Here is a 20684-nt window from a genome sequence, read left to right as displayed (position 1 = left end):
GGAGTAATAAAAAGAGCAAAATCAACAAAAAACAGCTAAAAGAATGTATTTAATATTTGGTGCTCGCTTTTTAACATGATATCCATAAAAAGAGCCGATGTAAAACAAAAAACTGGTTTACATAGGCTCTTTTTAGTATATAATGATTATTGAAAGGCGGTGGAAGTATGCTCATAAGATATATGTTTGACAATTTTTGTTCGTTCAAGGAAGAGTGCGAGTTTTCATTAGAAGCACCAGGCGGGAAAGTAAAAAAGCGCTTTCCGGATAACTATACTACAACAGAAACAGGATATGACCTGCTGAAAACAGCAGTTATCGTAGGTGAGAACGCAGGTGGTAAGTCCAACTTTATAAATGGATTAAAATATCTGAAATCATTGTTTGATACAAACATGAAAGTGCAGTCTGTTAATTCATATATTAACACAGATACTTTGATGGAGTGTAATAATCCCAAACAGAAATTTAATGTAGTATTCTTAGCGGGGAATCATTATATTTATGAGTATGAAACTATTGTTGATACAAAAGGAATCTATAGCGAAAAACTTATCAGAAGCAGCCAGCGGAAATCAGCTGAGCATGTAGTGTTTGATATTTTACGGGATCAGGAGGATATATATACATTACGAAGAGGAACAGCCAGGGAAGTGACAGCTGCTCTTAAGAATAGCAATAATAGTAACGGATTATTTGTAGTTAAACTGGCTCTTCTCGGAAATAAGGATGCGTCAGCAACTGTTGAATGGATGTTAAATGTCCTATATCCGGGTAATATACCCTCTGACAATATAGACAGCATTGTCAGGCAGGAACGGGATCTTGAAATTATGAAAGATCCAAGATATGTAGAAATTTTTAAGATGGTAGATTACAGCATTTGCGGAATTGAAGTGGATGATGAGAAGCCTTATTCTAAAACTCTGGTAATTCGTAAGAATGCACAGGGAAAGCAGTTTAAGAGAGAATTATCACAGGATTCAACCGGTGTCAGAGAATTTTTTGCATGGGCTGTACAGATATTTCGCGTAGTATATGAAAATAAAGTGGTATTTGCAGATGAGATGGACCGGGTTCTTAATCCAATCTTGTCAGACCGTGTTATTGCGTATATTAACGGTATGGAGCACAGAGGACAGTTTGTATTTTCTACACATAATGTATTACACCTAAATTTGAAGACATACATGAAAGAACAGATTTATTTTATTACAAAAAGTAAAGATGAACTGACATCAGAATTGTATTCTTTGGCGGATTTTCCGGAAGTGAGGTATGAAAACACTAAGATATATGAGTTTTATATGAAGGGGATATTGGGAGGTACGGCATTTGAGTAGAAAAACAAGAGTCCTCCAGAAGAGGTTTGCAGTATTCTGTGAGGGAGATACAGAATATAATTATATAGACAAGATGAGAAAGAATCAGGGCGTAGAACTGGTTTTAAAACCCATCAATATGCATGGTGGGGGCTATTCAAACTTCCTTCAGAAGATAAAAACGGAGTCACAGAGTAACTATCTAGCAAAATTCATTATTATGGATGCAGATAGAATAGCTACTGTCCCGGGAGAACTGGATGGATTTAAAAAACTGTTGGAGTACTGCAGGATTCAGAATGCAAAGGGAAATACACCACATTTTATTATTATGGACAATCCGGATTTTGAGTATGTGGCATGCTTACACAGTCCTCAGTATAGAGGACAGGATCCACATAAATTTATTGAATCTGTTCTGGGAGCAAAAAGTATTGCGGCTTTTAAAGGAAATGCAGATGTTTATAACTTCCTTAATTCAGGAGAATTGTCATATCAGATAATGATGGAATCATTAAGAGGAAAAGAAAAGCTGCTGTACAATCAATATGAGATAAAAAAGAAAAATTTTGATATTGTGATTAAAGATACTTTTTTTGATGTGAATTTTATTAATAAAAAGGGTAGCAATATAGAAGAATTTTTCGATGTGATTGACTGGTAATAATGGATGTTCGGCAAAAAAAATTTGGTCAAAAATTTATCGATATCCGACCTATCACACGATATAATGGTAGTAATCTAATAGAAATATTAATCAATCATTATTATAGGTATCTGTATTATGCTGATTGTTATTGGAGCCATATTCTATGTAAGGAAAAAGAGTGGTTCAGAAGAATAAGTATCTGACATAGTAATTGAATAAAAGTGTGAAGGTGGGAGCGTAAGCGCCCACCTTTTACAGTTGAAGAAGAAAAAATCTATTACAGTGAGACTTTCAGATGGAGATTCGCAGAGATTTTAATTCCATTCCTCTGCCAACAGAAAATCGCAGATATTGCGGTGCTTGATCCCGTTTCTGCTCATGTCGAACTCATCCAAAGAGACAACATATTTCTAAAATTATAAGATATAACTGATAAAATGCATATTTCTGTAAATTTCGACAGTTACGAACACAAATTTCAGAAGGAGAATGCGCAATGAAATCCTCCGTTGCCCCAACGGAACAGGCAGAAACGGTGACCTTTTTATCGTTTTGTGACTTGTGCAGCATAATAAAAAGGAATTATAATCAAGAAGGAAAAAACGCTTTTTTCGAGCGATAGAAAGGAAAAAATATGGAATATTCGGCAATTCTTCATGATATGGATAAAAGATTCTGCTATGCAATCGATAAGGATTTATTTGTGATACGTGTGCAGGTAAAAAAAGATGATATAAAAGAGATCATTCTTCATTATGAGGACAAGTACATACCATTGGGATGGAAGGATACACGAAAGACGATTTCGATGAAGAAGGTTGCCACATCACAGTTTCATGATTATTATGAGGCACAGCTTCAGATGCATTTAATATGCCTCCGTTATTATTTTGAATTTACGGATATGCAGGGAGAAAAGGTATATTACGGCAACTATGAGTTTAGCAGGGAATGCATTACAAACAGGGACAGAATGTTCGACTGTCCGCAAAACCTTCGTGAGGAAGAAATGTTTGAGGTGCCGGAGTGGGCAGCAAACAAGGTCGTGTATCAGATTTTTCCATCTCGCTTTGCAGCATCACAGCCAATAGACAAGGAACTGTGGTATAAAGCACCCATCACATCTAAGGATAATCTGCATGGTGATCTCAGAGGAATTATGGATCATTTGGATCATATTCAGAAGCTGGGAATAGATGTTATGTATTTAACACCTATTTTTAAATCGGATTCCAGCCATAAATATGATACCACTGATTATTATCAGATTGATCCTTCCTTCGGAACAACAGAGGATCTTAAGGAATTGGTGCAAAAAGCGCATGCGTGTGGAATGAAAATTGTGATGGATGCGGTATTCAACCATACAGGAAGAAATTTTTTTGCATTTAAGGATATTATAGAAAAAGAAGAAAAATCCAGATATCTGGACTGGTATTTTATCGAGAGATTTCCACTGAAGGGTGAAAAAGGAGAAACTCCTAACTTCAAATGTTTTGGTTATTATGATGGAATGCCAAAGTTAAATCTGAAAAATCCGGAGGTGGAAAAATTCGTTACAGATGTTGCATGTTATTGGATTAAGGAATGCGATATCGATGGATGGAGAATGGATGTAGGTGACGAAATCAGTCATTTCTTCTGGAAGCGATTTAGAAAGGCTGTTAAGGCAGTAAAAAAGGATCTGCTGATCATTGGAGAAATCTGGCATTATGCAGGAGATTTTCTTGAGGGAGATGAATGGGATACGGTCATGAATTATCCATTTTACCTGAATCTCATAGATCTGCTTGCAGATGAAAAAATCAATGTCAGCCAGTTTATACAGAATCTTGGATATTTGAAGGGGCGCTTAAACAAAAAATGCTATCCTCTCATGTGGAATCTGATCGACAGCCATGATACAGCAAGATTTTTACATCTATGTAAGGATAATAAGAAAAAGCAGCATTTGGCAGCAGCTTTTCAATTGTTATTACCGGGAATGCCCATGATTTATTACGGAGATGAATTTGCGATGCCCGGAGCAAATGATCCGGATTGCAGACGTGGCATGTACTGGGATGAAGAATACCAGGATAAAGAGATGTTTGAATGGTATAAGCAGCTGCTGAAGGTGCGAAAAAACCATGCATGTATCGTAGAGGGTGAACCGATGGAACTAGCTGCAAGGGACGAGGAAGAGACGATCGTCCTGACCAGAAAAAATGGAGAAGAGACACTCGCTTTGATCTTCAACTGCAGCAGCAGCGCAAGAATGTTTAATGAGTATGCGCAAAAATATGATTTACTTAGAGAGAATCCCTTTGATGGAAAAATAGAGGGACTTGATGCCGCTGTAATAGTACTCTAAGAATAATAAGATGAGAAGAGTATAGAAACAAATTAAAATATATCGTTGGAGAAAATGTTATTATGAAGAAAAAAATAAATTATGCAGAAATAATGAAGGAGACAGGGATCCTGACTGTGGCGGTGGCCATCATCGCGGCAGCAGTCTACTTTTTCCTGGTGCCAAGTCACGCGTCGGTCAGCAGTATTTCCGGTCTCGGCATCGTGCTGTCTAATTTTATACCACTTCCGCTATCGGTCATTACGATGATCCTGAATGTGGTGCTTCTGCTCATTGGCTTTGCCACCTGTGGGAAAGAGTTCGGGGTCAAGACAGTGTATACCAGTGTGATGCTGCCGGTATTCTTAGGGATTTTTGAGTTCCTGTTTCCGAACTTTGGATCACTGACGGACAGTCAGGAACTGGATGTACTGTGCTATATTCTGGTGGTCAGCGTGGGACTCAGCATTCTGTTCAACCGGAATGCATCTTCCGGAGGACTGGATATTGTGGCGAAGATCATGAATAAATATCTCCATATGGAACTGGGTAAGGCTATGTCTCTCTCCGGTATGTGTGTGGCACTGTCCGCAGCACTGGTATATGATAAGAAAACGGTGGTGCTGAGTATCCTGGGTACCTATTTCAACGGAATCATTCTGGATCATTTTATTTTTGACAATAATATCAAGCGACGTGTCTGCATTATTACGAAGAAAGAGGAAGAACTGCGCCAGTTTATTACAAGAGATCTGCACAGCGGTGCCACGATCTATGAAGCCATCGGTGCCTATCATTTTGAAAAACACAACGAGATCATCACCATTGTGGACAAAAGTGAGTACCAGAAATTAATGAAATTCATCAATGAACTGGACCCCAAGGCGTTTATTACCGTATATAATGTATCGAGTATGAAGTATCAGCCGAAGACCGGGGCCGTTTGACCCTGACTTTGATGCCTACGGATTGTTCCGTGCTACGCACTCTCACAATCCGCCCCTCTATTCGCATATCGTGGGATTATCATCCCACTTTTATGCTCATATCGGGGCGGGTCATAAGGTCTTTCACCCACTTATGAGCAAGCTCATGTGGGCTTAGACCTTTTGACCCTGGCATCTTAATAATATGGTTATGGAGAAATGCGAAATGAAAAAGGTACGGAATATCGCAGTGATCGTTTTATCTGTCATATGTGTTGGAATTCTGGTTTTTTTGTTGTGGAATTTAAGAAGTACAGAGGAGTCTGCACAGGAAATAATACCGGAAGTTCAGCCGGAGCCTATGTCGGAACAGAGTGTATCGGATTCTGATGTGAGCGGCAACGGTGCGGAGAACAGTGCAGATCCTACGGAATTGCCGGAGACAGAAGAAAGCGAACCGGTGGAAACGGAAGATCCTGTAGAGCAGAGGGCAGAAGAACTCCTGGCAGGAATGACCTTAGAGGAAAAAGTCGGACAGATGTTCATCGCCCGGTGCCCGGAGACGGATGCAGCATCCAAAGTGACGCAGTATCATCTCGGCGGATATATCTTATTTGCCCGGGATTTTACCGGGAAAACAAAAGAGGAAGTAACAGCAGCCATTCAAAGCTATCAGAATGCTGCAAAAGTGCCCCTGCTGATTGGTGTGGATGAGGAAGGCGGTACGGTAAACCGTGTCAGCAAAAATGCGAACTTGCGGGAAACGCCTTTTGCCTCTCCTCAGGAACTGTATGCGCAGGGCGGATGGGATCTTATTCGGAGCGACACACAGGAAAAATGTCAATTACTGCAGAGCCTGGGAATTAATCTGAATTTTGCTCCGGTATGCGATGTATCACAGGATCCGCAGGATTTTATTTATGCCCGCAGTTTCGGGCAGGATGCGGAACAGACGACGGAGTATGTGAGGACCGTCGTGCAGACCATGTCGCAGGAACAGATGGGAAGTGTATTAAAGCATTTCCCGGGATATGGCAATAACTCGGACACGCACACAGGGATCGCTTATGATGAACGTCCCATAGAGAGGTTTGTAAATTCTGATTTTCTGCCGTTTCAGGCAGGCATCGACGCAGGGGCGGATATGGTGCTGGTAGCCCACAATGTTGTCTCCTGCATGGATGATCAGGTACCGGCATCTATTTCTCTACCGGTACATAATATTTTGCGTAATGAATTAGGGTTTGACGGCGTGATCATTACCGATGATCTGGTCATGGAAGGAGTACGGCAGTTCGCCGGGGATGCGGAGATTGCCGTCCGGGCGGTACAGGCAGGAAACGATATGCTGTGCTGCACCGATTTTGAAGTACAGGTACCCGCAGTCATCAAGGCGGTCGAAACCGGTGAGATTACCGAGGAACGCCTCAACGAATCGGTCCTGCGTATTTTGAAAATGAAAATAGAGCTGGGCATCATTGCGGATACTGCGGATGCTCAGGACTAGAGAAGGCTCCGCAGTACATCCTCGGGCCGGGGAGTGTGCTGAGGATATTTTTCTCTCAACGGACCGGCAGCTCCGTCCATAATATAGGGATGTCCCACGATATCCAGCATGGATACATCGTTATAATTGTCACCGAAGGCCATGACATCCGCGAGGTCAAAGCCAAGAATTTTACAAATGGATTGCACACCGATGCCTTTGTTGGCAAGGGTGGTATCGATCCAGTAAGGTCCCGCCACCGCACAGTTCGCCTGCTCCCAGCGGGGGACGAAGCGGTCAGCATAAGCCGCTACGCCTTCATGGAGATATACGGAGACCTTTACGATGTCTTCCGGAATTTCGGAGGGATCCTGAATGACCTGATAGTTGTTGCCAATAAACTTTATTCTGTCCAGCATTCCCAGCCCACGTTCCATCAGATAAGCCGTATTCTGTCCGGAGAGCATGACTTCGCCCTGCCCGTCACTCCGGCTCCACAGATCTTCTGCAATCTCTTCCGCCAGGGCACGGGGCATGGGATTTTTCGCAATGCACAGCTCGTCCTTGTAGATCACGCCACCGTTTTCACATAAGAAAATACAGCAATCCGCCACCGGAGCGAACAGCTTCCGCAGACTGGTATACTGTCTTCCAGACGCCGGGCAAAACAGGATCCCCCGGTCATGAAGTGCCCGGATCTGGTCAAAAATCTCGCCTTCCAATTCTTTTTTTCCATATTGTAAAAGTGTACCATCGAGGTCACTGCAGACTAATCTGATTCCCATAGTCGGAATTCCTTTCTCTCAGAATGATAATTTTAAATAGTATATCATAAATTATACATGAATACTTATTTTTATTTAATAGCTGTTTTTCTTGATTACTACAAGATATGTTGAAAAAAATGCGGAAAGGAGAAAGAAAATGTTTAAGCGAAAAATAAAAAGATTGCTAATGATATCCAAAACGAGTAAGATAGTAAGCAAGATAATAAGCAAGATGGAGTGACATAAATGGGAAAATATGAACCGCCATATACGATCTCAAATAAAATGTTGGAGCTTGTTTCTTCTATATCTGAAAAAGTAGGTAAAATAAGCAGTCATAGGGAATTGGAGGCAAGACCGCATTTAAGGAAAAACAATCGAATCCGATCCATTCATTCTTCCTTAAAAATAGAAGCAAATTCCTTGTCTCTGGCTGAAGTGAGAGACGTCATCAATGGTCATCTTGTATTGGGAGATCAAAAGGAAATACAAGAGGTGAAAAATGCATATGCTGCATATGAAAAAATCTCGGAAATAAATCCCAAAAGCATGTCAGATCTGAAAAAAATCCATGGAATAATGACCTATAGAACAGTAGGTGAATCCGGTGTATTCAGAAAAGGGGAAGAGGGTGTCTTTTCAGGAGATAGGTGTATTTTTGTGGCACCGCCGCCAAATATGGTAAATGAACTGATGAAGGATTTATTCTCATGGGTTAAAAACAGTGAAGGGACAATACATCCGCTTATTATGTCAGCTGTTTTTCATTATGAATTTGTGTTTATACATCCTTTTGCAGACGGAAATGGAAGAATGGCCAGATTATGGCATATGGTAATGCTATACCGGTGGAGAAATGTGTTTGAATATATTCCGTTGGAAAGCCAGATTGAAAGATTTCAGGCAGAATATTATGATGCAATAGCACAATGTCATGTGAATGGAAATTCAGATGTTTTTATAGAATTTATGTTGAGTATGATAGATCAGGCATTAGATGAAGTTATCCTACAGGTAAATAAGACAAATGAAAGTATGTCAGAATATGTAAAACGAATGCTGGAAGTAATGGAGTACGATGTTCCCTATACCGCTAATGCGATCATGGAGGCACTGCATCTGAAATCCAAGGAAACATTTCGAAAAAATTATATCAAGCCTGCCATAGAGTTGGGATTAGTAAAAATGACATTGCCGGAAAAGCCAAATAGTAAAAATCAGAGATATGTAAAACAATAATTCTTGATCTAAAGCTGGCTTTAGGTGTTACAATGTCTTCAGAGTGATTTTCAGCATTTTAAAAAGAAAAGGTGCCGATACCGAAAAGCATGGTGTCGGCACTTTTTGGGGTTTACTTTGCCAGATTCGTTAGATATGATAAAGATAGAAAATGTATTTACCGGCTATAGGGGAGGGCGTATGCACAAAAGAAAACTTCACAATAAAATAAGCAGCGGATTACTGGTATTGATCGTGGCATTTTCTCTGACAGGCTGCGGCAGCAGTAGGGACGCTTTGGAAATTTCTGATACCGAATCTGCTCAGGCAGAAGGAATCAGTCAGGAAACCGCTACAGCCACTCCAGCCATCTCACAGACAATCCCGGAGACGACAACGGAACCTGAGCCGGAGAAACTTACCTGCCAGACCGGACTATATCAGGAGAAAACCCTGGCAGATCAAGTCTCGGTGGATGCTGCCCGGGAACTGTCGGAAGGAGAGTATGGTGTGCTGTCATACTCCTATGATGAGACAGTCAGTGTCTGGGGCAACGGTGCAGAAGATTGCCTGGTGATTCATGACGGCGACGAGGAATACCGGGTGGAGATCCCCTGGCAAAACATGTATTCGGCACCACCTGCGGTAGAGGCCGCAGATTATGATGGGGATGGCGACAAGGAGTACTATATTTCTACCATACAGGGGACAGGAACCGGTGTCCATGTGGAAGGACTGTATTATGTAGATGTACAGAAAGGAACTCCGAAGGTCTCCGAATATACAAATGTGGTTGAAGATTTTGAAAGCAGGATCCTTGCGGCGGATACGTTAGACGAGAAGTTTCACACACTTCATGTGGATTTCCTGGATAAAAACGGGGAGTCAGATCCTGAGGAAAGTATAGATCTGAGTCTGGATTCCCTGCTACGGGAATATGAAGGAAATACTTATATGGGTACCGTTCTGGGAGACCAGATCCGGTTTGATTTCCGAGGAGGAACCCCTTTTGCAAGCGTAGTGGTGGGTATACAGCTGTATCAGATAGCAATTCCGCTATATGATTCCAGCTTTCGTGTAACGGCACCGGTGTCAATGCAAGAGAATGGGAAATTTTCTCTGGGCGATTTTTCGGTAAGGACCAACCCTTATGACGTGAACGTGGAGAACGCAGACGGGGAAGAACAGAATATGACAGAGGTCTATACCGGATATTATGATCTGACCCATAACGGTTACAAGGAAAAGATTGTAACGAAGGTCTATCTGGAGGAAGAAAACGAAAATCTTACAGAAGCATTGTATAAGGCCGGAAACTGGGGAACGGTAGAGGCCTACGAATATCTGGGAGATGGACAATATGGAATCATTCCTCTGTGGTCGCAGGAATTCGCCATTGCCCATGCGGGGAACGTACAGATATTCCTCACACAAAAGGATGGCTACGATTATCTGGTAACGACAAGCCTTTGGTCGGGGCAGGGTGTCTGTTATTATGATTATAATGTACTGTCTCCATTGGACTATTCCTTTGACAGATATCATAACGAGCTGAAAGGGGCAGAGCATTACGATCCGCAGTTTTTCACAGGGCTGGAAAACTGGTTGAAGGAGGATTCCCTCCTGCTTGTGGCAACGGATATCAACATGCCGCAGGGACAGGAAGCCATTCTGACGACCGATGAAGAGGTACACTATGCCAGAGAATATTTAACGGTAAAAAAAGAACAACAGCAGCGGATAGAGGAAATAGAGTAAGAATAGGATCAGTATTTCCAGAGAGATACAAAAGTGATAAAATAGGATCAATAAGGATTTTTTCAGTATAAACTTTTCACGCGCAAATTGTGCCTGCACAGTGTACGGAAGTACAGGTTTAAAGCACCGGAAGGCTTGCAGGCTACAGAAAGACAAGAGGGTTAAGAGATGAACGAAATGATCAGAAAAAGAAATGAACAACTGGCAAAAACAGTCATCAAGGGTTTACAGTCCCGCAACATGTCGGGCTACTACGCAGAGGATAAAGAAGCCGCGCTGAAACAGGCACTGGAGCTGATCCCGGAGGGAAGCACCATTGCCATGGGCGGATGCATGAGTGCCGGAGAGATCGGACTGATCTCCGCTCTGGAAGCAGGCAATTACCACTATATCGACCGCTCGAAGATGGATGCCAGAGCCGGTCTGATGGCTGCTTACGATGCGGATATTTTCCTGTCCAGTGCCAATGCCATCACCAGTGACGGTGTTATGGTCAATATCGACGGCAATTCCAACCGTGTTTCCTGCATTGCTCAGGGACCGAGAAAGGTAATCTTCATCGTCGGCATCAATAAGGTATGTGCCGATCTGGACAGTGCCATGAAGCGTGCGAGAAACGTGGCTGCACCTATCAACGCCCAGAGATTCGACATCAAGACTCCCTGCAAGGAGACCGGAAAATGCTTCGACTGCAAATCTCCGGATACCATCTGCTGTCAGTTCCTGATCACAAGATATTCCAGACATACGGACAGGATCCATGTGATCCTCGTAAACGACACCATTGGTTATTAGACAACAAAGGGGAAACGACAATGACATTAGTATTGCAAAAAGGAAGACCTGCCGATACCACCGGCAGACTGGACAAAGAGATACGCACCTATGACCTGCTGGATAGCTTAGGTGTGGAATATGACCGTGTGGATCACGCTCCGGCCATGACCATGGAGGACTGTAAGGAAGTGGATGAGATCCTGGAGTCCATGGTCTGTAAGAATCTGTTTCTGTGCAACCGTCAGGAGACGGCCTTTTATCTGCTGATGATCCCGGATACCAAGGTGTTCCATACCAAGGATCTGTCGGCACAGATCGGCTCGGCGAGATTATCTTTTGCCAAGCCGGAATATATGGAGAAATTTCTGGATATCACCCCCGGCTCTGTCAGTGTGTTGGGACTGATGAACGATACGGAGCATCAGGTGAAGCTGCTGATCGATGAAGAGGTGCTGGACAGTGAATATTTCGGGTGCCACCCCTGCATCAATACCTCCAGCCTCCGCATGCGGACGGCGGATCTGATCGAAAAGGTGCTTCCGGCCATGGAACATGATTTTGTAAAAGTAAAGCTGTAAAAAGTAATAATATAAGCAGATCTGCCCGCCGCCGGAATCCCGGCAGCGAGGATCTGTAAGCCTGGTTTTGCATGGCTCTGAATAGTTACAAGATATTAAAATACCTGTTCGCACTCTTCACACATCAGCAGGAACGCTCCGACACCGTGCAGATCGTTGGCGGATACGGGGCGGTGAATGTAGTGCTCATAGTCACCGACACCGGTTCCGATGCAGACATTACCGATAATGAGGTCATCGCCTTCCCAGGTCAGGGAGCGGATCACACCCTCATAACCCTTGCGGGCATATTCCAGATAAGATGCATCTAGCAGACCTTTGCGGATCGCTTTGCACAGAGCCGCTACATACAGGCAGCTGCAGGAATTCTCCAGCCAGTTGGCGGGATCATCGCCACGGTTGACCACCTGATACCATCTGCCGTCTTCAGACTGGAATGCGAGCAGAGACTTTAACAGATCCACTGCCATTTTTTCCAGTTTTGCTCTGTCCGGATGATCGGAGGGAATGAAATCCAGTTCGTCCAGGAGGGCTACAGGCACCCATCCCATGGCTCTGCCCCAGAATTCGGGGGAGCAGCCGGTCTCTTTGTCAGCCCATTCTACTTTCCTGTCATAGGACCATGCATGATATAGAAGACCGGTCTTGGGGTCACGGGTATGTTTCTGCATGGTCAGAGCCTGGAAGATAACCTCATCAAAATATTCAGGGTGATGGAATTCTGCGCCATACTGCGCGCGCAGCGGACCTTCCATGTACAGACCGTCCAGCCACATTTCTTCCGGCAGATCGGCCTTGTGGAAATAGCCGCCCTCGGGAGTGGTGGGATAACAATCAATGGCAGCCATCAGAGAGTCCAGGGCTTTCTTATATCTGGCATCACCGGTACAATGATAGAGGGGATATAACAGAATACCCGGCTGCATATCGTCGAACTGCCCCATATCAGCCTGTTTGATCACACCGTCTTCGGTGATGACGGCATCCACCCAGGATTTGATGTAATCAAAATATTTTTCCTCTTTGCAAAGTTCATAGCTTTTGTACATTCCGGACAGGAATACTCCCTGATGATAATGGAATCTTCCTTCGGGCGGAAGCTTGGGGGCTTCCCATTTGCGCATCATGGTATCCATGGATGCTTTTGCATAGTCTAAAGGTCTTTTCTCCATAAGTTATCTCCTTCCCATATACTTCACATGGCACAAGATTTATTATATAATCCCATTATAATCTTTTATTTTTAAGATTGTTTAACATATCTTGCGGTAATAAAAAGCAATCGAATGAATCTTGCCGGAATGATTCCGGGAAAGGAAAACTATGCTTCGTACGATTTTTGACCCTTATTCCGATCTGTTTCTGGAATACATAGAGACAACCAAAAAAAATGATATGCAGACCAATCATTATCACGATACTTACGAACTTTTTTTTGTGGTGAAGGGGATACGATACATCTTCCTGGATGGTGTCTGTCATGTGCTGAATCCGGGAGACATTATCCTGATCAAACCCTACCAGACCCATTATATGCAGAGTCTGTCCTCGGATTTCTATGCCCGGTATGTCTTGAATTTTGCACCGGATTATCTGGATGGAATGTTGAAACCTGCGGAGAAGCAGCGGTTCCTGGAGGTTCTGCAGAATGATATTCTGCATCTGACAACGGAACAGTCCGGAGAACTGGTAGAGGTCTTCGAACGGCTGCGGAAATATTATAACCGCCACGATGCTGTGGCCGAGAAATTAAAGCAAAACTATTGTCTGGAACTGCTGCTACTGTGCAGAGACTACTATACGAGGCAGGAGCGGACACAGATGCCGGAGCTCTCCGCAGCTCCCAGACAGGAGATTCTGGATGCCATCGCCTATATCAATGCCCATTATGCGGAAAAAATAGATCTGGAGACCATCGCATCCCAGATCCATTTAAGTAAATACTATTTTTGCCGTATTTTCCGCGAGGTGACCGGAGCCACCGTTCTGGAATATCTTACCAATGTCCGGCTGACCAGAGCCGGAAGACTTCTGGTGGAATCTTCTCTGGCGATCCAGGAGATCGCGCAGAAGACCGGATTTGCGTCATTGGTGCATTTTTCCAGAACCTACCGCAATGCTTATGGTGTCAGTCCCAGTGATACCAGACGCCGGCGAAAGGCGTAGAAGCTACTGAATCCCTCAGGCGAGACATGCTGACATTTGTGACGCAAAAAGTCAAATCATCCACAAATTGATTTCTCGTTGAGAGTCTTATATAATAAAGTCGAGGTCAAAAGCCCCCGGCTTTGATGCCTACGGGATTGTTCCGTGCTACGCACTCCCACAATCCTACCCTCTATTCGCATATCGGGGTGGGTCATATAACAGAAATGGTTTATACCGTAAAAAATGTATGGTAAGAATACGAAAGAGAGAAGAAAATGGTACTACAGATATTAACATATACACATCATATAACGACAATGCTGTTTGGAATCTTCCTGTCGGCATTTTTTCTGGGAGTGAAGCAGGATAAGAAAAATATATTGCAATTGTTGTCATTGGCGGTTGTTTCAGGAATTCTATATGTTCTGTGTGTACTTCTCTTTGGAACAGAAACAGTAGATCAGATTTATCCACTGATCGTGCATGCCCCATTGTTATTTGTACTGGTTTTGCATTATAAATTCCGTATTCTTCCTTCCCTGATTTCTATTTTCACGGCATATCTATGTTGTCAGTGCAGTAACTGGATGGGACTTTTCGCATTATTTGTGACAGGGCAGGAGTGGTGTTATTATGTCTGCAGAATCCTGGTGACCATTGGCGTTTTTGTCATTTTGTGCAGGTATGTCTGTCAGACGACAGCAATGCTGTTTGCCAAGACAGACAGGGAACTTCTTATTATCGGAAGTCTGCCCATGGTATATTATATTTTTGATTATGCCACCACGAAATTTTCCAGTCTGCTGTATACGGGAAATAAGGCGGTTCCGGAATTCCTTGGGTTTGCCATGTGTCTGACGTATCTGCTCTTTTTACTGGTATATTTCCGGGAGTACGAGATGAAGAACAAGGCAGAGCAGTACAATGAACTGATCCGGATGCAGCTGAATTCATTCCAGACAGAAATGACCAATACGAGAAAAAGCGAGAAAAAGATGTCCATTTTACGGCATGATACGAGGCATCATCTGTCGGTGCTGCGAACACTGATCCAACAGGGAGAGACCGACAAGGCGCTGGAATATCTGAATGAGGTCAGCCAGACTTATGATGATACAGTGATCAAGACCTATTGTAGAAATGAGATGGTGAATTCCGTACTGTCCATCTATAATATGCGGTTTGAGGAGCAGAGGATCCGATGGGAGATACAGGTCAGCATTGGAGAGAAACTTCCCTGCTCTGAAATGATGTTCTGTGCGATCCTGTCAAACGTACTGGAAAATGCCATGCATGCCGTACAGGAACTGCCGCAGGAAAAGCGGCTGATACAGCTGGCTCTGTCCGAAAAGTCAGGACATCTTCTTCTGATGGCGAAAAATACTGTGCAGAATGCCCCGGTATTTATTGACGGTGTCCCGGTGACGGAGCGCTCCGGGCATGGACTGGGGGCCAGAAGCATCGTATATTATGTAGAAAAGCTGAACGGACAATACCAGTTCTTTATGGAGAACGGGGATTTTGTGGTCATGATCATCTTGTAAAATCAATAAAATGTTTTTAAGGCTCTTTCTGTCAGAGAAAGAGCTTTTCTTGTGGATGTATTGGGAAATTAATGCTATTATTAGGATAAAAGATACAGAAATATAGATATAACAGGAAGGGAGCAAACAGATATATGAAATATACATTGGATTATGAGAAATATGCGGAACTGGCAAGACGTGTGGCGGCGGAGGGAAGCGTACTGCTTCGAAATGAAGACGGTGTGCTGCCTCTGCAAAAAGGGCAGAGGGTGTCGATCTTCGGCAGAACCCAGTTCGAGCATTATAAGAGCGGTACGGGTTCCGGAGGTATGGTCAATGCTCCATATGTGACCAATATTACAGACAGTCTCAAGGAAGACGGCACCGTACAGGTGAATGAGGTACTGGAGGCACAGTACCGGGAATGGCTGAAGGATCATCCTTTTGATATAGGAGAGGGATGGGCTATGGAGCCCTGGAACCAGGAAGAAATGCCCGTCAGCGAAGAACTGGCGAGACAGGCGGCGGAACAGTCGGATCTGGCGCTTGTGGTTCTCGGCCGAACCGCAGGAGAAGACAAGGATAATAGTGCTGCGGAAGGCAGTTATCTGCTGACAGCTGCGGAGGAAGAAATTCTTCGTAATGTCTGCAATGCATTTGCCAGGACGATCGTTGTGCTGAATGTGGGTAATATCATGGATATGAAGTGGGTCGACCGGTATCAGCCACAGGCTGTGCTCTATGTATGGCAGGGCGGCCAGGAGGGCGGCAGAGCTACAGTAGATGTCCTGACAGGAAAAGTGAATCCCGGTGGTAAGCTCAGCGATACTATTGCGGAAGATATTGAGGATTATCCTTCCACGGAGAATTTCGGGGATCCGGTGGAGAATTTTTATACCGAGGACATCTATGTAGGTTATCGCTATTTTGAGACCTTTGCCAGAGACAAGGTAAAATATCCCTTTGGCTTTGGACTGTCCTATACCCGGTTCCAGACAGAGAGCATGGGACTGGCAGTGCAGGGTACCGAGGCAACTGTCATTGAGAAAGTGACAAATGTTGGCAGTATGTCCGGCAGAGAGACCATACAGGTCTATGTGGAGGCTCCTCAGGGAAAGCTGGGAAAGCCGCTGCGTCAGCTGGCAGCTTATGCCAAGACGGAAGAACTGAAGCCCGGAGCAAGTGAAGAACTGATCCTGAAAGCAGAACTGACGGAGCTTGCGTCCTATGATGACAGTGGTGTCACTGGACATAAATCCTGCTATGTATTGGAAGCAGGAGACTATATCTTCTATGTCGGTACCGATGTGCGGAGTGCAAGAGAAGTCGGAAGAGTGACATTAGCGGAGCTGCAGGTCGTACAAACCGTTACGGAAGCACTGGCTCCGGTGCAGGCATTTAAACGCTTACGACCGTTCTTCTTCGGAGAAAACAAGCATGCCATTGCTAATTGGGAGGATGTTCCCCTACGGACGGTTGATCTGGCGGAACGTATTTTGCGAGAAAGACCCACCCAGAGCGAATATGTGGGAGATCAGGGCTGGAAACTGGCGGATGTTTACGACAAAAAAATCACGCTGGAGCAGTTCCTGACACAGCTGTCAGACGAAGATCTGATCTGCATGACCAGAGGAGAAGGCATGTGTTCCCCGAAAGTTACCCCCGGAACAGCAGCAGCTTTCGGCGGTGTGACGGATGGACTGCAGCAATTCGGTATTCCGGTGGCCTGCTGTTCCGATGGTCCTTCCGGCATCCGTATGGACTGCGGTACCATGGCCTATGCACTGCCGAACGGTACGTTGCTGGCATGTACCTTTGATCCGGAGCTGGTGGAAGAACTGTATGAGATGGAGGGCATGGAGCTTCGCAAGAACAAGATTGATTCCCTCTTAGGCCCCGGCATCAATATTCACAGAAATCCGTTGAATGGACGTAACTTTGAGTATTTTTCCGAGGATCCGTACCTCACCGGTACCATGGCGGCGGCACAGCTGAAAGGCATGGGAAAATATGGAGTTACCGGAACCATCAAGCATTTTGCATGTAATAATCAGGAATTCAAACGGCATGATGCCAATGCTATTGTATCCGAGAGGGCGTTGCGGGAGATCTATCTGAAAGGATTTGAGATCGCCGTAAAACAGGGCGGAGCCTACAGCATCATGTCCACCTATGGCCCGGTGAACGGACTGTGGACCGCAGGCAGCTATGATCTTCTGACAACCATTCTCCGTAAGGAATGGGGCTATCAGGGTATTGTCATGACCGACTGGTGGGCAAAGATCAATGAGGAAGGTGAGCCGGGCTCCGGGAAACAGACGATTCCCATGGTACGGGCGCAGAATGATATTTACATGGTGACCGCAGACGCAGCATCCAATTCTAATAAGGACAACACTGCGGAAGGACTGGCAGACGGCAGGCTGACCAGAGCGCAGCTTATGCGGAATGCTGCAAACATCTGCTGCTTCCTGTTACGTTCCGTTGCCATGGAGAGGCTGCTTGGCAGAGAGGAAGAGGAGTGTACGGAGCTTCACAGTCCGGTAAGCACCGAAGGAGCCGGAGACAGCGGACAGGTGCTGGCCCGGTTGGAACTGCCGGAGCCGAAGACCGGCGAAGAGATTGAACTTCCGCTGGAGAAGCTGTCCACGAAGAAAGGTACCGGTGCGGTATACCAGCTGCGTTTCACGAAGATCGGACGGTACGAACTGGTATTCCGGATGAGTTCCACGTTGGGCCCGCTGGCGCAGCTGCCTATTTCCGTGTTCCTGAATAATACATTACAGCAGACCGTGACCATCAACGGCACAGAAGGAAAAATCGTGGAACAGACAGTGATTCTGGCAATCCGACAGGACGGCGAGAAGTACATGAAGTTGTATTTCGGAGAAAGCGGCATTGACATGAGCCGGATGTTTTTACGTTATGTGGGAAAGAACGATATCGAAAGTTTTCGAAATGAATAAAACAATATAAGCAATAAAAAGGCTCCGAAAGATCGGTATGCAGGCAGGATCTTCCGGAGCTTTTTATGCGTCGCAATTTGTAAAAAAACCTTAACGGAATATTTATGCATAGAAACCAAAAGAAGAATTGACTTATGCCGATATTTCGGATAGAATCTACTCTTGTATGTTCTAAAGAAAAATTAGCAAGGAGGCAGGGAAAGTGGTAGCACAAATACTTGCAGTAATCATATTTCTGGCGATGTTTGTACTGATCGTCCTGGAAGTATGGGAGAGACACATTATCACATTAGGCTGCGGCCTGCTGACACTGGTACTGGTATTCGGACTGGGAATGCACAGTATGAGCGCAGTGCTGGAGACTTTGAACTTAGGCAGCTTTTTCACAAGTCATTTCTGGTACACGGCGGGACAGTCCGCAGAGGCTTCCAGTGGTATCAACTGGGAGACCATCGTGTTCGTAGCAGGAATGATGATCATGGTAGAGGGAATGGCCCGGGTGGGATTCTTCCGCTGGCTGTGCATGCGCCTTGCCAAGATGGTCAAGTATAAGGTTGTACCGCTGTTTGTCACCTTTATGGTATTATCCGGTATTCTGGCAATGTTCATTGACAGTATTACCGTAATCCTGTTCCTGGCAGCCGTTACCATTGAATTGTCACAACTGTTGAAATTCAATCCGGTGCCTATGATTCTGGCAGAAGTGTTCTGTGCGAATCTGGGAGGATCCGCTACCATGTGCGGAGATCCCCCCAATATCATCATCGGTACTTCCCTGGGATATTCCTTCACGGATTTCCTGACCAATACCGGTGTGATCGCAGGCGTTTCCCTGGTTGTGGTCGTACTGTATTTCTATCTGGTATTCCACAAGGAACTGCGTGCCAGTGAGGCAGCTGCAGCAGGCAGCAACCAGACCTACCCGGATCCTTCCGAAGCCATTACCGATAAAAAAGGATTTATTATCAGCACTATTATTTTCCTGTGTGCGGTAGTTCTGCTGGTGACCCATGCACAGACTGGACTGACCGTATCCTGCATCGGTGTATTCATCTCCATCGTGACATTGATCGCTGCAGGCAAAGATGCGCTGAAGCTGATCAGACAGATTGATTATAAGACGCTGCTGTTCTTCATCGGACTGTTTATGGTCGTAGGTGGTCTGGAGCAGACAGGTATCCTGAAAGTCATGGCGAACTTCATCGGAGACATCAGCAACGGCAATCTGATGCTGATGATCGCTATTATCCTGTGGATCTCTGCGATTGCCAGCGCCTTCGTGGATAATATTCCTTTTGCGGCTACCATGATCCCGATTATCAGCAGTCTGTCTGCTGCCCAGAGCGTGGATCTGTCCATTCTGGCATGGGCATTGGCTATGGGAACCGATATTGGAGGAAGCGCAACTCCCATCGGAGCTTCTGCCAACGTAGTAGGTATCGCCACCGCAGCGAAAGCCGGTCATATGATTAAGTGGGGAAAATATTGCAAAGTTATGGCACCTGCGACTATAATAGTAGTAGGGATCTCTATGCTGATGATCTATGCAAGATATCTGTAAGATGTATTTGCAGAATACGAGTTTAAAAAATTTTGGAAATACATCCAGCCATAAGGAGGGCAGATCCATGAGTGAACAACTGATTATCTCCGTCAGTCGTGAATACGGCAGCGGCGGACATGAGATCGCACAGAAGCTGGCAGAGTATTATAAGCTGCCGATGTACGATCACAACCTGTTAGACGAGGTAGCTGCAAGCATGAACGTAAGCAGCCAGGAGCTGGCAGAGTTCGATGAAACGAGACGTAACAAATTCCTGTACCGCAGTGTAATGGGAATGAACAGCTCTCCGGCAGACAATGTGGCCAGAATGCAGTTCGATTATATTAAGAAAAAGGCGGAAGCAGGGGAATCCTTTGTGATCGTAGGACGCTGTTCCGAGATTGTGCTGAAGGACAATCCGCACCTGATCTCCATCTTCGTATTGGGAGACCGGGAGGCCAAGATCAAACGTGTCATGGAGATCTATGAGCTGGATGCCCGTCATGCGGAAGAGCGTATGATCGAGAAGGACCGTCGCAGAAAGTCTTACCACAATAGTCATTGTAAGGTAAAATGGGGCGATTCCCGTAATTACGATCTGTCTATCAACAGCAGCAAGCTGGGTGTAGAAGAGACGGTGGAATCTCTGAAAAATTACATAGACGCAAGGCTTGCTCATAAATAAAGC

17 protein-coding genes are annotated in these 20684 nt (G+C 44.8%); 15 read left to right on the top strand and 2 right to left on the bottom strand.

Annotated elements, in window-relative coordinates:
• Positions 1–167: 167 nt before the first annotated feature.
• The 6 genes from OCV96_RS15250 (at position 168) to OCV96_RS15220 (ending at position 6736) form a co-directional block, all read left to right on the top strand.
• Positions 168–1343 (top strand): AAA family ATPase, encoded by a 1176-nt coding sequence (locus tag OCV96_RS15250; RefSeq protein ID WP_118669198.1) that lies wholly within the window; start codon positions 168–170, stop codon positions 1341–1343.
• Positions 1336–1986: a hypothetical protein gene (locus OCV96_RS15245; protein WP_227062656.1), complete on the top strand. Its 651-nt coding sequence runs from the start codon at positions 1336–1338 to the stop codon at positions 1984–1986. The genes OCV96_RS15250 and OCV96_RS15245 overlap by 8 nt, the downstream gene beginning before the upstream one ends.
• A gap of 619 nt (positions 1987–2605) precedes the next feature.
• The gene (locus tag OCV96_RS15235; RefSeq protein ID WP_262594848.1) at positions 2606–4324 is read left to right on the top strand and encodes a glycoside hydrolase family 13 protein; all 1719 of its coding nucleotides are present in this window, start codon (positions 2606–2608) and stop codon (positions 4322–4324) included.
• Positions 4325–4386: 62 nt separating this feature from the next.
• A complete protein-coding gene (locus OCV96_RS15230; protein ID WP_227062653.1) occupies positions 4387–5250 on the top strand; it encodes a YitT family protein in 864 nt (287 codons plus the stop codon).
• Positions 5225–5407, top strand: a complete 183-nt coding sequence (locus OCV96_RS19650; RefSeq protein ID WP_118669195.1) for a hypothetical protein — start codon at positions 5225–5227, stop codon at positions 5405–5407. The genes OCV96_RS15230 and OCV96_RS19650 overlap by 26 nt, the downstream gene beginning before the upstream one ends.
• A gap of 48 nt (positions 5408–5455) precedes the next feature.
• The gene (locus tag OCV96_RS15220; protein WP_262594847.1) at positions 5456–6736 is read left to right on the top strand and encodes a glycoside hydrolase family 3 protein; all 1281 of its coding nucleotides are present in this window, start codon (positions 5456–5458) and stop codon (positions 6734–6736) included.
• Here the strand turns inward: OCV96_RS15220 and OCV96_RS15215 are convergent.
• On the bottom strand, positions 6733–7500 hold the full coding sequence (locus OCV96_RS15215) for an HAD hydrolase family protein (RefSeq protein ID WP_118503067.1): 768 nt from the start codon (positions 7498–7500) through the stop codon (positions 6733–6735). The genes OCV96_RS15220 and OCV96_RS15215 overlap by 4 nt on opposite strands.
• Before the next feature lie 228 nt (positions 7501–7728).
• On the opposite strand from OCV96_RS15215, the gene OCV96_RS15210 reads away from it, so the two are divergent.
• From OCV96_RS15210 to OCV96_RS15195, 4 genes are all read left to right on the top strand, one after another.
• Positions 7729–8721: a Fic family protein gene (locus OCV96_RS15210; RefSeq protein WP_262594845.1), complete on the top strand. Its 993-nt coding sequence runs from the start codon at positions 7729–7731 to the stop codon at positions 8719–8721.
• A 180-nt stretch (positions 8722–8901) separates the two neighbouring features.
• Positions 8902–10458: a hypothetical protein gene (locus tag OCV96_RS15205; RefSeq protein WP_262594844.1), complete on the top strand. Its 1557-nt coding sequence runs from the start codon at positions 8902–8904 to the stop codon at positions 10456–10458.
• 168 nt (positions 10459–10626) lie between these two features.
• The gene (locus OCV96_RS15200) at positions 10627–11253 is read left to right on the top strand and encodes a lactate utilization protein (protein ID WP_117465391.1); all 627 of its coding nucleotides are present in this window, start codon (positions 10627–10629) and stop codon (positions 11251–11253) included.
• 20 nt (positions 11254–11273) lie between these two features.
• Positions 11274–11813, top strand: coding sequence for a prolyl-tRNA synthetase associated domain-containing protein (locus OCV96_RS15195; RefSeq protein WP_262594842.1), 540 nt, complete (start codon positions 11274–11276; stop codon positions 11811–11813).
• A gap of 95 nt (positions 11814–11908) precedes the next feature.
• Here OCV96_RS15195 and OCV96_RS15190 read toward each other — a convergent pair whose 3' ends face one another.
• Complete coding sequence (locus OCV96_RS15190; protein WP_262594841.1) at positions 11909–12985, bottom strand: glycoside hydrolase family 88/105 protein; 1077 nt, start codon at positions 12983–12985, stop codon at positions 11909–11911.
• A 151-nt stretch (positions 12986–13136) separates the two neighbouring features.
• On the opposite strand from OCV96_RS15190, the gene OCV96_RS15185 reads away from it, so the two are divergent.
• The 5 genes from OCV96_RS15185 to OCV96_RS15165 all read left to right on the top strand — a co-directional run bounded on the left by OCV96_RS15185 (position 13137) and on the right by OCV96_RS15165 (position 20681).
• A complete protein-coding gene (locus OCV96_RS15185) occupies positions 13137–13979 on the top strand; it encodes an AraC family transcriptional regulator (protein ID WP_022313546.1) in 843 nt (280 codons plus the stop codon).
• Positions 13980–14236: 257 nt separating this feature from the next.
• Positions 14237–15505, top strand: a complete 1269-nt coding sequence (locus OCV96_RS15180) for a sensor histidine kinase (RefSeq protein ID WP_262594840.1) — start codon at positions 14237–14239, stop codon at positions 15503–15505.
• A gap of 134 nt (positions 15506–15639) precedes the next feature.
• Positions 15640–18453, top strand: coding sequence for a glycoside hydrolase family 3 protein (locus OCV96_RS15175; RefSeq protein ID WP_262594839.1), 2814 nt, complete (start codon positions 15640–15642; stop codon positions 18451–18453).
• A gap of 202 nt (positions 18454–18655) precedes the next feature.
• Complete coding sequence (locus OCV96_RS15170; protein WP_330672237.1) at positions 18656–20014, top strand: ArsB/NhaD family transporter; 1359 nt, start codon at positions 18656–18658, stop codon at positions 20012–20014.
• A 67-nt stretch (positions 20015–20081) separates the two neighbouring features.
• Positions 20082–20681, top strand: a complete 600-nt coding sequence (locus OCV96_RS15165) for a cytidylate kinase-like family protein (protein ID WP_117465386.1) — start codon at positions 20082–20084, stop codon at positions 20679–20681.
• Positions 20682–20684: the final 3 nt, after the last annotated feature.

This window comes from Waltera acetigignens (assembly GCF_025567015.1).
Classification (GTDB): domain Bacteria; phylum Bacillota; class Clostridia; order Lachnospirales; family Lachnospiraceae; genus Acetatifactor; species Acetatifactor acetigignens.
This window is presented reverse-complemented; position numbering and strand designations above follow the sequence as displayed.